Here is a 13347-nt window from a genome sequence, read left to right as displayed (position 1 = left end):
GTCGCGCCGATCCGCTGCGCTACTCGACGGTGATGCCCATCGACCGGGCAGTCCCGGCGATGATCTTCGCGGCGGCGTCGATGTCGTTGGCGTTGAGATCTTCCTTCTTGGTCTCGGCGATCTCACGGACCTGATCCCAGGTCACCTTGGCGACCTTGGTCTTGTGCGGCTCGCCGGAACCCTTCTGCACGCCGGCGGCTTTGAGCAGCAGCTTGGCGGCGGGCGGGGTCTTCAGCGCGAACGTGAAGCTGCGATCCTCGTAGACGCTGATCTCGACGGGGATGACGTTGCCGCGCTGCGACTCGGTCGCCGCGTTGTACGCCTTGCAGAACTCCATGATGTTGACGCCGTGCTGGCCGAGCGCAGGGCCGACCGGCGGGGCGGGGTTGGCCTGCCCGGCCTGGATCTGCAGCTTGATCAGCCCGACGACCTTTTTCTTCGGGGCCATGGGTGTGGTGTTTCCTTTACTTCTTCTTCTGTGGGTTTGGGCTCGGGGCCCGACTTGCTAAATCTTGGCGACCTGGGTGAAGGTCAGTTCGACCGGTGTCTCGCGACCGAAGATCGACACGAGTACCTTGAGCTTCTGCTGCTCGGCGTTGACCTCGCTGATCGACGCCGGCAGGGTGGCGAACGGGCCGTCCATGACGGTGACCGATTCGCCGACCTCGTAATCGACCAGGATCTCGGGCCGCTCGAGGGTGGCCTCGGAGCTACCGGCCGCGGCGGCCGCAGCCGTGGTCTTGGCCGCCTTCTTCGCCGCGCCCTGCGGCAGCAGGAACTTCACCACATCGTCCAGCGACAGCGACGTGGGCCGCGAGGTGGCGCCGACGAAGCCGGTCACGCCGGGGGTGTTGCGCACGGCCGACCAGGAGTCGTCGGTCAGGTCCATCCGGACCAGGATGTAGCCCGGCAGCACCTTGCGGTTGACCTGCTTGCGCTGACCGTTCTTGATCTCGGTGACCTCTTCGGTGGGGACCTCCACCTGGAAGATGTAGTCGCCGACGTCGAGGTTCTGCACGCGGGTCTCGAGGTTGGCCTTCACCTTGTTCTCGTACCCGGCGTAGGAGTGGATGACGTACCAGTCGCCCGGCTTGCTGCGCAGTTCCTGCTTGAGCGCAACCGCGGGATCCACGTCGGCGTCGTCCTGCTCGGCGACCGCCTCCTCGGCGACCGCCTGATCGTCCACCACCTCGTCGAGCGGCTCGGCCACGGCAGGCTCGACGGCTTCCGCCGCTTCGGCGATCACGTCGACGGACTCACCCGTGGGCGTCTCGCCCTCGAAGCTGGTCACGTTGTCAGTCCTCTCTTGCGTCTCTCGAATGCCGGGGTGCTAGCCGAAGACCAGCAACACCAGCTTGGCCAGACCCAGGTCGGCCAGGCCGATCAGCGTCACCATGAACACCAGGAACGCCAGCACGACCGTCGTATAGCTGACCATCTGTTTCCGGTTGGGCCAGATGACCTTGCGGAGCTCTGCCACCACCTGCTGGAGGTAGGTGAAGACGAACGTGAACGGGTTGCGGGCTCGCGGCTTGTCGCCGGCCTTCTTGGCGGGCTTGACCTTGACCGCAACGGCTCCGCTGTCGCCGGTGTCGCTGTCGACCGCCTCGAGCGTGGCCTCGGAGCTCTGCTCAGCGGTGGTGGCCTCGAGAGCACGTCGCCGCGAACGCTTACCCGTGGGACGTTGGGGCGTCACCACGCCCGCGGCGTCAGCACTGTCGAGCTCGTCGCTCACCGCACGCTCCTTCGTCGCTTCTTCGGCTTGGCGGACACTCTCCAGTGTTCCACCTCTGCAATATTCAGTTGAGCAGGGGCGACAGGACTTGAACCTGCAACCTGCGGTTTTGGAGACCGCTGCTCTGCCAGTTGAGCTACGCCCCTCTGTTGTTCCGCGGCACTCCTCACCTTCGCACGCTCAGGCTCGTCATCGCCGCGGGTCGCGGTCCCCACATAACTCGCGCGCCCCCCGATCGGTCAATCGGAACCGGCCGGACAGCGCGCTTGTTCTGGGAGAACCCCAAGGTCCGAGTCTACATCGGGGAAACTGCGAACTGCTAATCCGCTACCCGGACGACCTGGCCGCTGTCCCGGTCGAATTTGATCTTGGTCGACTCGTCGCCCTGCTGGCCCATCATCGTGGTGAACGATTCCAGGACGACCTCGCCGTGCTGGTCGGTCAGGACGTTGCGGGTGGTCACGATATCGGCGCCGAACCGCTCCACCACCGAGTGGATCTCCATGACCGGATACACGGTGTCGCCGACCTTGATCGGCTTGTGGTAGATGAACTGCTGATCCACCTGCACCATCTGCATGGTCTCGAAGCCGGTGTCGACCTTGCGGAAGAAGTCCTGCTGCACCAGCAGCCCGATGGTGGCCACGAACGTGAGCGGCGCCAACAATCCGTCGTAGCCCAGTTCGGCAGCGGCGTCGTCCTCGTAGCTGGCGGGGTCCTCGGCCTTGACGGCCTTGGCGAACTCGCGCACCTTCTCCCGGCCGACGACGTAGCCGTCCTCGTACTTGTGGACCATGCCCCGGATGTCGGTCTTGAGGGCCATATTCGCTATACCGCCCTACGCCAGCTTGGCCTTGGCGATGGCCCGGCCGAAGATCTTCTTGCCTCCGGTCGTGGCGTTGATCGCGATGGTGACGGTCTTGTCCTCGGGATCGAGGGACTTGACCCGACCGTTGAACACCAGCTCGGCGCCCTTGCCGTCGTTGGGGACGGGGACCACGGCGGTGAACCGGACGTTGTACTCCGTGACCGCGCCCGGGTCGCCGACCCAGGCGCTGATGAAGCCGCCACCGAGACCCATCGTCAGCATGCCGTGTGCGATGGCGGTGTCCAGGCCGACCAGCTTCGCGATCTCGTCGTCCCAGTGGATGGGGTTGAGGTCGCCGGAAACGCCGGCGTAGTTGACCAGATCCTGACGGGTCAGCGGGATGATCCGCTCCGGCAACTCGTCGCCGACCTTGACCGAACTGAACTCACGCAGAGTCATCGTTGAAGCCACTCTCTTCGTTTCCTTCGCTACGACCCGCGAGCGTGGTGTAGCTCTCCTGCACAATGTCGCCCGCTTCGTTCGAGACAACGCTCTTGAGGACGATGATGTCGGTGCCGTGCGCCTGCCGGACGGATTCCCCGTAGACGTCGTAGTAGAGCTTGTCCCCGTCCTGGATGGGCTCGAGGAACCTCACCTCTTGGTCCACCTGGACGATCTGGGCGTCGTGGATACCGACGCCCACGCTCTCGAAGAACGCCACCTGGGCCTGATAACCGAACACCGACATGAACGTCAGGGGCGCCACCAGGCCGCGATAGCCCAACTCGGCGACCGCCTCGTGCTCGAAGTAGAACGGCGCATCATTCTTGACGGCGGCGGCGTACTCGCGGACCTTCTCGCGCTCGACCTCGTAATGGTCGGGGTGGCGGAAGTGCTTCCCGATGACCTTCTCCGACAGCGACACGGAACTCGACCTACCTGCCGGCGTCAGCGCGATTCGCGGTGTGCCTGGTGCTTGCCGCAGTTCGGGCAGAATTTCTTCAGCTCGAGCCGGTCGGGGTCGTTGCGCCGGTTCTTCTTGGTGATGTAGTTGCGGTGCTTGCACACCTCACACGCCAGGGTGATCTTCGGCCGTACATCGGTACTGGAGGCCACGGTTACTGCCCTCTTCTTTCACGCTGTCCTGATAGTCAGGCTCTTCAACAAATGGTCTGTAGCGGTGGGGAGGCTCGATCTCCCGACCTCACGATTATGAGTCGTGCGCTCTAACCAGCTGAGCTACACCGCCCCGATCGACAGGCAAGGCACTCCGGACCCGGAGTATCCCAGTGTCCACCGAGCCCCCTAACGGAATCGAACCGTTGACCTTTTCCTTACCATGGAAACGCTCTACCGACTGAGCTAAGGGGGCCTGACCCGCAAGGGCCTTAAAGAGGGTACAGCCTGGCGCTTTTCAACACCAAACCGCTGGTCAGCAACGAACTGGCAACGTTGTGAGCCCTGGTGTTGAATACGCCGTGACGGTACTGCGGGTTGGCGGTACCTTTACATGGTTCGACACAGGTCCAGGATTCTTCTTTTCTCGGCACGGAGGAGTGCATCGATGCGGCAACGCTTCACAGCGGCAGTGGGCGCGACATCCATGGCCGTCGGCTTGATGATCGGCATCGCCGCTCCGGCTTGGGCGGACGACGCCAGTCCGGTGTCCGCAGAAGGCACGTGGGAGATGCCGGGCCCATTCAAGGGTGGGACGCTGGCGGCGGCGGAGTCCTCGCTGCAGTCGCTGGTCGACGCCGGCGTCATCAAGATCAATGCATTCAACGCGAAGGGTCCGGCCCAGCAGATCCTGAACCCGACGAACTGGATCGTGTGCGGGCAGAGCCCGCGGGCGGGAACCGTCGTCAAGGTGAACCCGAAGAAGAAGCGGGTCGTCTCGATCAGCCTGCGCCGCCCCGAAACCAAGTGCTGACGCGCGCCTGACACCATCTGGGCATGGCTGACGACCGGCTCTACTTCAAACAGCTGCTCTCCGGGCACGACTTCGCCGCCGGCGACATGATCGCCACCCAGATGCGCAATTTCGCGTATCTGATCGGTGACCGCGAAACCGGTGACGCGGTGGTGGTCGATCCCGCGTATGCGGCCGGCGAACTGGTGGACACCCTGGAAGCCGACGGCATGCGACTGTCGGGCGTCCTGGTCACCCACCACCACCCCGACCACGTCGGCGGCACCATGATGGGGTTCACACTCGAGGGCCTGGCCGATCTCCTGGAGCGCGAGTCGGTTCCCGTGCACGTGAATATCCATGAGGCCAAATGGGTTTCGCGGGTCACCGACGTTGCGCTGTCGGATCTGACGCCGCACCGCCACGGCGACAAGGTGGCCGTCGGCGGCATGGAGATCGAGTTGCTGCACACCCCGGGCCACACGCCCGGCAGCCAGTGCTTCCTCCTCGACGGACGCCTGGTGGCCGGCGACACCCTGTTCCTCGACGGCTGCGGGCGCACCGACTTCCCGGGCGGGAACGTCGACGACATGTACCGCAGCCTGCAGCAGCTGGCCGCTCTGGCGGGCGATCCGACGGTGTTCCCCGGGCACTGGTATTCCGAGCAGCCCAGTGCTCCGCTGGCAGACGTCAAGCGCACCAACTACGTCTACCGGGCGTCGAACCTGGAGCAGTGGCACATGCTGATGGGCGGTTGACGTAGCGTCGACAACATGACCGCCCCGAGTAGCGAAAAAGTCACCTACCGCCGCGACGATTCGATCGCCGTCATCACCATGGACGACGGTAAGGCCAACGTGCTGGGCCCGGACATGCAGCAGGCCATCAACGGTGCGATCGACCAGGCCGACCGCGACGACGTCGGCGCGCTGGTGCTGGCCGGCAACGACAAGGTCTTCAGCGGTGGATTCGATCTGAAGGTGTTCCGCTCCGGTGACCTCGACGCGTCGATCGGGATGCTGCGTGGCGGGTTCGAGTTGTCGCACCGGCTGTTGTCCTACCCGAAGCCGGTGGTGATCGCCTGCACGGGTCACGCCATCGCGATGGGCTCGTTCCTGCTGTGCAGCGGTGATCACCGAATCACCGCGCCCAACTACAACATTCAGGCCAACGAGGTGGCGATCGGCATGGTGATGCCCTATGCCGCGCTCGAGGTGGTCAAGCTGCGGTTGACCCGCTCGGCCTACCAGCAGGCCGTCGGCCTGGCCAACGTCTTCTTCGGTGAGTCCGCCAAGGCGGCCGGTTGGGTCGACGAGGTGGTACCGGCGGAGAAGGTGCTCGAGCGCGCCGAGGAGGCCGCCCATGAGTTCGCCAAGCTGCACCGGGGCGCCCACGCGGCGAGCAAGTTGCGGGCCCGCGCCGAGGCCCTGGAGGCCATCCGGGCCGGGATCGAGAACATGCCGGCGGAATTCGGCGTCCCGAGCTGATTTTCGATGACGAGCATCGCAGTGCACCGGCTGTGGCGCTACCCGGTCAAGTCGATGGGTGGCACTCCGGTCGACGCGGTGCGCATCGACCGGCGCGGTGTTCATGCCGACCGGCTGTGGGCGGTCCGCGATCTGGACAACGACATCACCGCCACCGGCCGCCGGATTCCCGCGCTGCTGGGATGCACCGCCGAATACCGTGACGAACCCGCCCAGGCTGCCGGGCCGGGCAACGTTCCCGAGGTGCTGATCACCTTCCCGGACGGCACCCGGCGCAGCAGCGCCGACCCCGATATCGACGACCGCCTCTCCGAGGTGGCGGGCCGCCCGGTACGGCTGACGCCGCTGCCCGAGGAGTCCGACACCTCGGTGCACCGGCTGCGGCCCCGCCAGCTCCTGGACGCCTTCGCACCCAGCGAGGTGCGCAAGGACTTCGGGCTGACCGACGGTGACAGGCTCATCGACACGTCGATCTTCTCGCTGCGGGAGGTCGCCACCCTCGCCCGGTTCTCCACGCCGCCAGGCACATTCGTCGACCTGAGCCCGGTACACCTGTTGAGCACCACCAGTCTGGCGTCGTTGTCACCCGATGGCAGCGGGTTCGACGCCCGCCGGTTCCGGCCCAATATCGTGATCGACATCGACTTCGAGAACAACGAAGCCACAACGCAATTCCCGGAATCGGAGTGGACGGGCGCCCGGTTGGACATCGGCTCGGTAGCGCTGCGGGTGTCCGGCCGGACCATCCGCTGCGTGATTCCCACCCGCCCGCAGCCCGGCATCGAGGCCGACCGTTCGATCACCCGGCTGCTCTCCGAACGCACCGACCGCTTCCTGGGGGTGTACGCCGATGTGGCGCGGCCGGGCATGGTGCACGTCGGCGACCGCATCGAGGTGCACGTCGCCGACGCACCGGGTGTGTTGCGCCGCAACGCAGGTGCGCTGACCCGGCGAATCCAGCGCGGGGTCCAGAACGTCATCGAGGCCACCGTCCTGCGCGACCGTTGAAGTACCGAAAGGAAATCCCATGCCCAGACCAGATCGCGTCGCCGAAGCCGGCGCATGGCTGCTCGAGAACGGCCACCGCGCGATGCTCGCGCTGACCGGCGGCCGATACCCACGCACCGTCATGGGCATGCTCACCGTCGAATTGCAGACGGTCGGTCGCAAATCGGGACGGCCGTACGCGAACCTGCTCACCAGTCCCGTGCACGACGACAACCAGATCGTCCTGGTGGCCTCCAAGGGCGGACATTCCGACCATCCCGACTGGTACAAGAACGCCGTCGCCCACCCGGACGTCAACCTGGTGATCGACGGCCGGACCGTGCCGATGCACGCGCATGCCGCCACTGCCGAGGAGCGGGCCGTACTGTGGCCACAGGTGGTCGACGTACAAGGGTTACGCGGGCTATCAGCGCAATACCGATCGTGAGATCCCGCTGCTGATCTGCCGGCCACGAAACTGAGTCATGAGCAATCTGGAAGCCGAACCGGCCGAAATCGATTGCCTCCCTGAGACTTCCGCCGGTGTTGAGATCCTGGAGCCACGCCGGGTACCACTCGGCGGCCCGCGCGCGATCAACGTGCGGCGCACACTTCCGCAGCGCCGGCGATCCCTGGTCGGGGCGTGGTGCTTCGCCGACCACTACAACACCGGCGGCTCCGGGCCCGCGATGGATGTACCACCGCATCCGCACACCGGTCTGCAGACCGTCAGCTGGCTGTTCGCCGGCGAGATCGAGCATCGCGACAGTGCCGGTGTGCACGCGATGGTCCGCCCGGGCGAACTGAACCTGATGACTGCGGGCGCCGGCATCTGCCACTCCGAAGTGTCGACCGACGCAACACATTTCCTGCATGGCGTGCAGCTGTGGATCGCCCTGCCCGACCCGGCCCGGTACACCGCTCGCGCCTTCGATCACTACGCGCCGTCGCCGATCACCCGGTCCGGTGTGAGCCTGCGGGTGTTCCTGGGAGCACTGGCCGGCGTGCGTTCACCCGTGCTCACCCACACCCCACTGCTCGGGGCGCAGATCGACCTGCCCGCCGGCGCGTCGGTCGATCTGGAGGTCGATCCGGGATTCGAGCACGGGCTGCTGCTCGACCGCGGCGACGCCACGGTTGCGGGCGCGGCCGTGCGGCCGGGCGAGCTGGCCTACGTGGGCGCCGGGGCCGACGTGCTGACCGTGACCAACACCGGGACCGAGCCCGCCCGCGCGGTGCTGCTGGGCGGCACACCCTTCGGCGAGGAGCTGATGATGTGGTGGAACTTCGTCGGCCGCTCCCATGAGGAGATCGCGGAATTCCGGGCACAGTGGCAGGCGCAGTCGGCCCGGTTCGGCCGGGTGTCGGGTTACCGGGGTGCCACCGAATGGCTGCCGGCACCGCCCATGCCGACGACGCGGCTACGGCCGCGGCGCACGATGTGACGGTCGGTCAGCAGAGGACGCGGGAGAAGAAGGCCGCGGAGAAGATGCCGATGATGATTGCCAGGTTCGCCTGACCGCTGGACGCGGTGACGACGACGGCGACCACGGCCGCGACCGCGATCATGAGGAGCAGCACACCCATGAGCACGCGGGTGCCGCTGATCGATCCATGTGCCGCGCGCGGCGGAACCGGTTTCGCCTGCGGGAACAAACCACCAGCGGCCATTGAATGTCCCTTCGATGTGTCTGGGAACACATGGTACGGCAAAGTGTGATCCAGGCAACATCGAGTAGTTCGGCTAATTGCTATGTGGGCTAAGTGAATTGGCCCTGGTCGGACGGTCGATGCTCGGTCAGCCAACGCCGCTCGACCCGCTTGACCCGGTGGTGTTCGAGCGTGATCAGCAGGGCCCCCGCCGTCACGAGCGCCCCGGCGATCAGGCCGAGCACCACCGAGGCGTGCTGATTGCCGTACGCCGATGCGGCCACCGTGCCGGCGATCAGGGCAGTTCCGATACCGATCAGGAGCAGACCCGGCAGCCACAGCGTGTCGATGAAGGACTCACCCGCATGTGGCTGTGTCGTTCGGACGTGGTCGACAGGGTCGTGGTGCGCACCCTTCATCGCATCTCCCTCCGTTGCAGAGATGCTTCCACCGTACGCCGATTGTGAGCTGTGTCACACCCTCGGAGGTGCCGGTATCAGGGCAGCGCGCTGCCCTTGCGCCATTCGACCCAGGGCACCGTCCAGTCGCCGTTCTGCCAGACCTCGAGTGGCGCTCCCCCGGTGCCCCGGACCTCGACGACATCACCGGGCTGGGAGAAGTTGAAGAACCACTGCGCGTTGTCGCCGTTGAGGTTCAGGCAGCCGTGGCTGACGTTGGTATTGCCCTGGGCCCAGGTGGTGGCGTTGAGCTGGTGCACGTAGATGCCGTCCGTGCTGATCCGGGTGGCATACGGGATGGTGGTCTTGTAGCCCAGCCGCGAGTTGATCGGCAGCCCGTAGGTCGACGAATCCATGATCACGGGGTTCGCCTTGTCCATCACGGTGTAGACGCCGGGCGGGGTCCAGAACGAGAACGTCTGGCCGTTGATGGTCTCGGTGCCGCCCTTGCCCATCGAGGTCGGCATGGTGCGCACCAGCTTGCCGTTCTCGAAGACGCTGACCTGCTTGGTCTTGTCGTCGGCAACCGAGACGTGCGCATCGCCGATCTTGAAGGACACCGTCTCGTCGGACTGGCCGTAGAGCCCGTTGCCCATCGGCACGCCGAACATGTTGGCGTTCACGGTGACCGAAGTGCCTGGCGCCCAGTACTTCTCGGGCCGCCAATGGGCGTTGTAATCGTCGATCCAGTACCAGGAGCCCTGCACGATCGGGTCGGTGATCACCTTCAGATTGCGCTCGGCACTGGCCTTGTTGCTGATCGGTTCGTCGAAGTGGGCGACGATCACCATGCCGACGCCGTAGGTGGCGCCGTCGGCCAGCAGGTTGCCGCCGGTGGTGTTGAAGTACACATCCGTCTGGTTCTTCGGCGTCAACGTGGTGAAGCTCGACGTCTCCCGGGTCGGCATGCCGCTGGGCCCGCGTGCCGCGATGGTGATGGTGTAGGTGTGCCCGTAGCCGAGCTGCTCCGCCGGCTTCCACGCCTGATTGTCCGGCGTCATGATGCCCGGGATGGCCTTGCCGTTCTCGTTGACCATCGTGACGTCGCTCAGTCCGCCCGTCTGCGCGGTCACCAGGACCCGGCCCAGCGGATCGACATCCTGGGCGCCGGCCGCCGGTTTCACCGTCAGTTCGGCCGGACCCGTGGGGGTTGCTGCGGACGGCTGGACGCGAGCGGCCGCCACCCCACAGCTGAGGCAGTCACGGTCCGACTGGGTGGTCAGCACCACCCCGCCGAGCACGGCCAGTACCGCCATCACCGCAGCCAGCGACGCACCTCGGGCACGACGATCCAGGTTGAACAACACACTCCAATACACATGCCGGGTTGAAACAGGAGGAGCCGCAATCGCGGGGGCGAGCGGGATGGCTCCATCCTAAACGGCACCGGCGACATCGCGGCGACCGCGCGGCGTGTTGGCGGCGTTCCAGAGGTGTGTCGAAGGGCCCGTCCGTGAAGACGGGCCCTTCGATGAGGAGTTACTGCGGAACTGCGGCCCTACGTGCTCGCCTGGGCCGCGGCCACCCGAGTCGGATCGAGCAGGACCAGCGTGTCGCCGTCCAGGGTCGACTGGATCATCGAACCCGGGGTGGTCGCCGTGATGGTCCGGGTCAGCTTGTTGATGGTTGCATCACCGGTCAGGGACCCGGTGTGGGTTCCCGTCACCGTGATGTCGGCGATGTAGTGGATGGTGTTCTGAGCGGCGCTCTGGTCGGTCGACTCGGTGCCGTTCAGGATCATCCCGTCCACGTTCACGTAGTCGGTGTAGGTCACGCTGCGCACGATGTGACCGTTGGCCAGGGTGGTCTGGGTGACCACCGCGCTACCGCCCCCGGCACCCGAGTACGTCCCGGTTGGAAGGAGCTCCACCTGCTGGGGCGTATTGCTGGTCAGGGTGGGCAGGGCCGACGACAGGGCGGGCGTCGTCTTGTCGTCCGCGGTCCCGACGCTGGTGGTGTACTCCAGCTTGGCGACGACCAGCCGCGACTGTCCGGTGGCGTTGGCCTCCCAGAACGCCACCTCGGTGCCGTCCGCATTCCAGCTGGGCATGCTGCGCGCGGTCCAATTGTCGCCCTCGTCCGCGGGCGTGCCGGGGTCGTCGCTGACGAACAGTGGGATTCCGTCCTCGCCCTTCAGGTCGTCCTCCACGGCCACCAACCACGGCTGGTTCGACACGTTGGTGTAGTTCCCCGTGCCCGCATAGGTGGTATACACCGAGCCCTGGATCAGCAGCGTCACGAAAGCGGGGCGCACGATCCGCGACACCGGGGTCAGCGCGTCGAGCCCACGTGCACTGTCGATCGCGAGCCACTGATTGTTGGGGGACAGATCGACGTCCTCGTCGTAGTCGAGATTTCCGGTCAGCCGCGTCACCTGTCCGGTGGCGAGGTCCACCACGACGTCATCGACGTTGCCCGAGTCGTAGAGACCGCCCTGGATGATCACGCCCTTTCCGTCGTGGGTCCACTGCTTGCCCTCACCGACTGCGTAGACCACCCGGGCGTCGGTGATGGTGTAGACCTTGTTGCCGTTGGCATCGACGCTGGCGGTCAATGCCCCGACGATGGGGACGGCGGTGATGAAGCCCGGCGAGTCCCCAGCATTCGGAACCAGCTGGATCTGGCTGAACAGCACGTGGGTGCCGTCCGGTGAAATCCGCATCTCACGTTGCGCATCGGTGGCGATGACACCCGCCTTCCCGGCCGGGGTGAGGATGCGAACGAGGCGCGCTCCATCGGCGTCGCTCTCGTAGACCACGTTGGTGTAGGAGCCGTTGGCCGCCGACTGCATCAGGATCCGGCCGGAGCCGTCCTCGAACGGGACCGGCTTGAACAGATCCCTCGGTGTGGTGCTGCCGGCCGCCAGTGGAGTGGGATCCGCGAGGCCGCACGTCAGACAGGTGAGGCCGGTGCCGTCGACATTGACGTTGTAGATCTCGCGGCGAGCACCGGCCGCCGAGTCCGGGGGCGTGGCACTGAACAGGAGTGACTGTCCGTCGGCGGCGAAACGCGGAATCTGCGCGTTGGTGAAGCCGGCCGGCAGGGACACGATCACCCGCTCGACGGTGGGGTTGAGCACCGTCACGTCGACGGTCGCGGCGTCCCCGTGCGGCACCCCGAACAGACTCATCAGGTTGCCCTTGCCGTCGGTGACCGAGACGGTGAACGAATCCGTTTGCACCGCAGTGTAATTGATGTCGTCAGGGGCGTAGGTGAAGGCGCCCGTCGCCTGGTCGATGGTCAGACTGCCATGCTGCGGACCCTGCGTGACCGTGTAGGTCAGAGCGTCGCCCTCGGGGTCCGTCGCGCCGAAGTTACCCGTGATCGTCTGTCCGGTCTGGACCGTCGTCGCGGAGTCGTAGTTGATACTCGGGCCCTCGTTGAACACGTTGCGGCGCACCCACCCGAGGACCGCCCAGATGACTGGGGTCAGGAGGTCGGGTGACGCGGGCGCCGGCGCCAGGAATGGATCGAGGAGTGATGCGACGACGTGGTTGAGGAATCCGATGACGCCGACCACGGGATCGGTGGCCGCCGCGCTCACCGGTGCGACGAGTGCCGTCGCAACTGTCGCGGGAACGGCGGCGACGCTCGCGGCGACGTCGTCCGACGCAGGAGCGACACTCGACACGTTCGGGGCCCGATCCGTATCCGTGTCCTCCGCGGCGGCCGCGGTGACCACTTTCGCGGCCGGCGTGGGCTCCGCCGCGGCCTCCGAACGTGATTCGCTCACGGCCGGTGCCGTGGTCGTCTGCGTGGATTCGGCCGCCGGGGCCGCAGTTGGGGTCGCACTCGGCGCAGTCGTCTCTTCCGCTTCGGCCTCCTTGACCGGGGCGGCCGCGTCGCTCGGGGCGGACGGGGTGGCCGCTTGAGTCGACTCCACGCCGGCAGAATCGGCCGTCGTGGTGTCCGCTGAATCGGAGTCGGCAGCATCCTCCTCGTCGGCGTTGGTCGCCGCCGCGTCCACGTCGCCCTCTGTCTTCTGCGGCGTCTCGTCCTCCGTATCACTGCTTCCGGTGGCCGACGAGCCCTCCTCGGATGCCGGCTTGGTGCCGGCCTCCGAGCCACTGGCAGCGGAGTCGCTGCTGCTCGAACCCTCCGACGCGCCCGACTCGGACGACGAATCACTTGCCGAACTCGACGCCGAGGCACCCGCGGAATCGGCGTTCGCAATGCCCGGTGACGTTGCAACCATCACGCCGATGCCCAAGGCGGCGGCCAGAGCGCCGACCCGGCCGATATAGCGGGCATACGGCCCGACCTGCGTATTTTGTGTGCTCATTGGTACCCCAGCCAGATTCGATGTGGAGGCT

The 13347-nt window shown here is 66.2% G+C and carries 16 protein-coding genes, 3 tRNA genes and 1 pseudogene; 6 read left to right on the top strand and 14 right to left on the bottom strand.

Annotated features, from left to right (window positions below):
- Positions 1 to 19 precede the first annotated feature (19 nt).
- From rplK to U0R18_RS12885, 10 genes are all read right to left on the bottom strand, one after another.
- Positions 20 to 448: a 50S ribosomal protein L11 gene (gene rplK, locus U0R18_RS12930; protein WP_526368881.1), complete on the bottom strand. Its 429-nt coding sequence runs from the start codon at positions 446 to 448 to the stop codon at positions 20 to 22.
- Between the two features lie 57 nt (positions 449 to 505).
- Entirely contained in the window at positions 506 to 1291 is a 786-nt protein-coding gene (gene nusG, locus U0R18_RS12925) for a transcription termination/antitermination protein NusG (RefSeq protein ID WP_526368879.1), read from the bottom strand.
- Positions 1292 to 1330: 39 nt separating this feature from the next.
- Entirely contained in the window at positions 1331 to 1735 is a 405-nt protein-coding gene (gene secE, locus U0R18_RS12920) for a preprotein translocase subunit SecE (RefSeq protein ID WP_526368877.1), read from the bottom strand.
- A 73-nt stretch (positions 1736 to 1808) separates the two neighbouring features.
- A tRNA-Trp gene (locus tag U0R18_RS12915) sits at positions 1809 to 1881 on the bottom strand.
- 173 nt (positions 1882 to 2054) lie between these two features.
- A complete protein-coding gene (gene hadC / locus U0R18_RS12910) occupies positions 2055 to 2558 on the bottom strand; it encodes a (3R)-hydroxyacyl-ACP dehydratase subunit HadC (protein ID WP_526368875.1) in 504 nt (167 codons plus the stop codon).
- Positions 2559 to 2573: 15 nt separating this feature from the next.
- Positions 2574 to 3002: a (3R)-hydroxyacyl-ACP dehydratase subunit HadB gene (gene hadB, locus U0R18_RS12905; RefSeq protein ID WP_526368873.1), complete on the bottom strand. Its 429-nt coding sequence runs from the start codon at positions 3000 to 3002 to the stop codon at positions 2574 to 2576.
- On the bottom strand, positions 2989 to 3468 hold the full coding sequence (hadA, locus tag U0R18_RS12900; RefSeq protein WP_526368871.1) for a (3R)-hydroxyacyl-ACP dehydratase subunit HadA: 480 nt from the start codon (positions 3466 to 3468) through the stop codon (positions 2989 to 2991). Before hadA ends, hadB begins: the two co-directional genes overlap by 14 nt.
- Before the next feature lie 23 nt (positions 3469 to 3491).
- Positions 3492 to 3659: a 50S ribosomal protein L33 gene (gene rpmG / locus U0R18_RS12895; protein WP_068250576.1), complete on the bottom strand. Its 168-nt coding sequence runs from the start codon at positions 3657 to 3659 to the stop codon at positions 3492 to 3494.
- A gap of 59 nt (positions 3660 to 3718) precedes the next feature.
- Positions 3719 to 3792 (bottom strand) — tRNA-Met (locus tag U0R18_RS12890).
- A gap of 50 nt (positions 3793 to 3842) precedes the next feature.
- A tRNA-Thr gene (locus U0R18_RS12885) sits at positions 3843 to 3915 on the bottom strand.
- Positions 3916 to 4107: 192 nt separating this feature from the next.
- On the opposite strand from U0R18_RS12885, the gene U0R18_RS12880 reads away from it, so the two are divergent.
- The 6 genes and pseudogenes from U0R18_RS12880 to U0R18_RS12855 all read left to right on the top strand — a co-directional run bounded on the left by U0R18_RS12880 (position 4108) and on the right by U0R18_RS12855 (position 8371).
- Entirely contained in the window at positions 4108 to 4473 is a 366-nt protein-coding gene (locus U0R18_RS12880; RefSeq protein WP_526368869.1) for a hypothetical protein, read from the top strand.
- A 23-nt stretch (positions 4474 to 4496) separates the two neighbouring features.
- Entirely contained in the window at positions 4497 to 5210 is a 714-nt protein-coding gene (locus U0R18_RS12875) for an MBL fold metallo-hydrolase (protein WP_526368867.1), read from the top strand.
- 15 nt (positions 5211 to 5225) lie between these two features.
- The gene (locus tag U0R18_RS12870; protein WP_526368865.1) at positions 5226 to 5939 is read left to right on the top strand and encodes a crotonase/enoyl-CoA hydratase family protein; all 714 of its coding nucleotides are present in this window, start codon (positions 5226 to 5228) and stop codon (positions 5937 to 5939) included.
- 6 nt (positions 5940 to 5945) lie between these two features.
- Positions 5946 to 6947, top strand: coding sequence for an MOSC domain-containing protein (locus tag U0R18_RS12865; RefSeq protein WP_526368864.1), 1002 nt, complete (start codon positions 5946 to 5948; stop codon positions 6945 to 6947).
- 19 nt (positions 6948 to 6966) lie between these two features.
- Positions 6967 to 7408: pseudogene (locus U0R18_RS12860) on the top strand (nitroreductase/quinone reductase family protein).
- A gap of 3 nt (positions 7409 to 7411) precedes the next feature.
- Positions 7412 to 8371: a pirin family protein gene (locus U0R18_RS12855; RefSeq protein ID WP_526368862.1), complete on the top strand. Its 960-nt coding sequence runs from the start codon at positions 7412 to 7414 to the stop codon at positions 8369 to 8371.
- Between the two features lie 7 nt (positions 8372 to 8378).
- Here U0R18_RS12855 and U0R18_RS12850 read toward each other — a convergent pair whose 3' ends face one another.
- From U0R18_RS12850 to U0R18_RS12835, 4 genes are all read right to left on the bottom strand, one after another.
- Positions 8379 to 8597: a hypothetical protein gene (locus tag U0R18_RS12850; protein ID WP_526368860.1), complete on the bottom strand. Its 219-nt coding sequence runs from the start codon at positions 8595 to 8597 to the stop codon at positions 8379 to 8381.
- Positions 8598 to 8686: 89 nt separating this feature from the next.
- Positions 8687 to 8995 carry a protein UsfY gene (gene usfY / locus U0R18_RS12845; RefSeq protein ID WP_526368858.1) on the bottom strand — a complete coding sequence of 103 codons (309 nt, stop codon included), beginning with the start codon at positions 8993 to 8995 and terminating at the stop codon, positions 8687 to 8689.
- Between the two features lie 77 nt (positions 8996 to 9072).
- Positions 9073 to 10290, bottom strand: a complete 1218-nt coding sequence (locus tag U0R18_RS12840) for an Ig-like domain-containing protein (RefSeq protein ID WP_526369513.1) — start codon at positions 10288 to 10290, stop codon at positions 9073 to 9075.
- 242 nt (positions 10291 to 10532) lie between these two features.
- Positions 10533 to 13316 (bottom strand): cadherin-like domain-containing protein, encoded by a 2784-nt coding sequence (locus U0R18_RS12835; protein WP_526368856.1) that lies wholly within the window; start codon positions 13314 to 13316, stop codon positions 10533 to 10535.
- Positions 13317 to 13347 lie beyond the last annotated feature (31 nt).

Origin of the sequence: Mycobacterium sp. (assembly GCF_046330795.1) — a bacterium.
Taxonomy (GTDB): domain Bacteria; phylum Actinomycetota; class Actinomycetes; order Mycobacteriales; family Mycobacteriaceae; genus Mycobacterium.
Note: the sequence above shows the minus strand (reverse complement) of the source record. Positions and strands in the feature narration are given on the sequence as shown.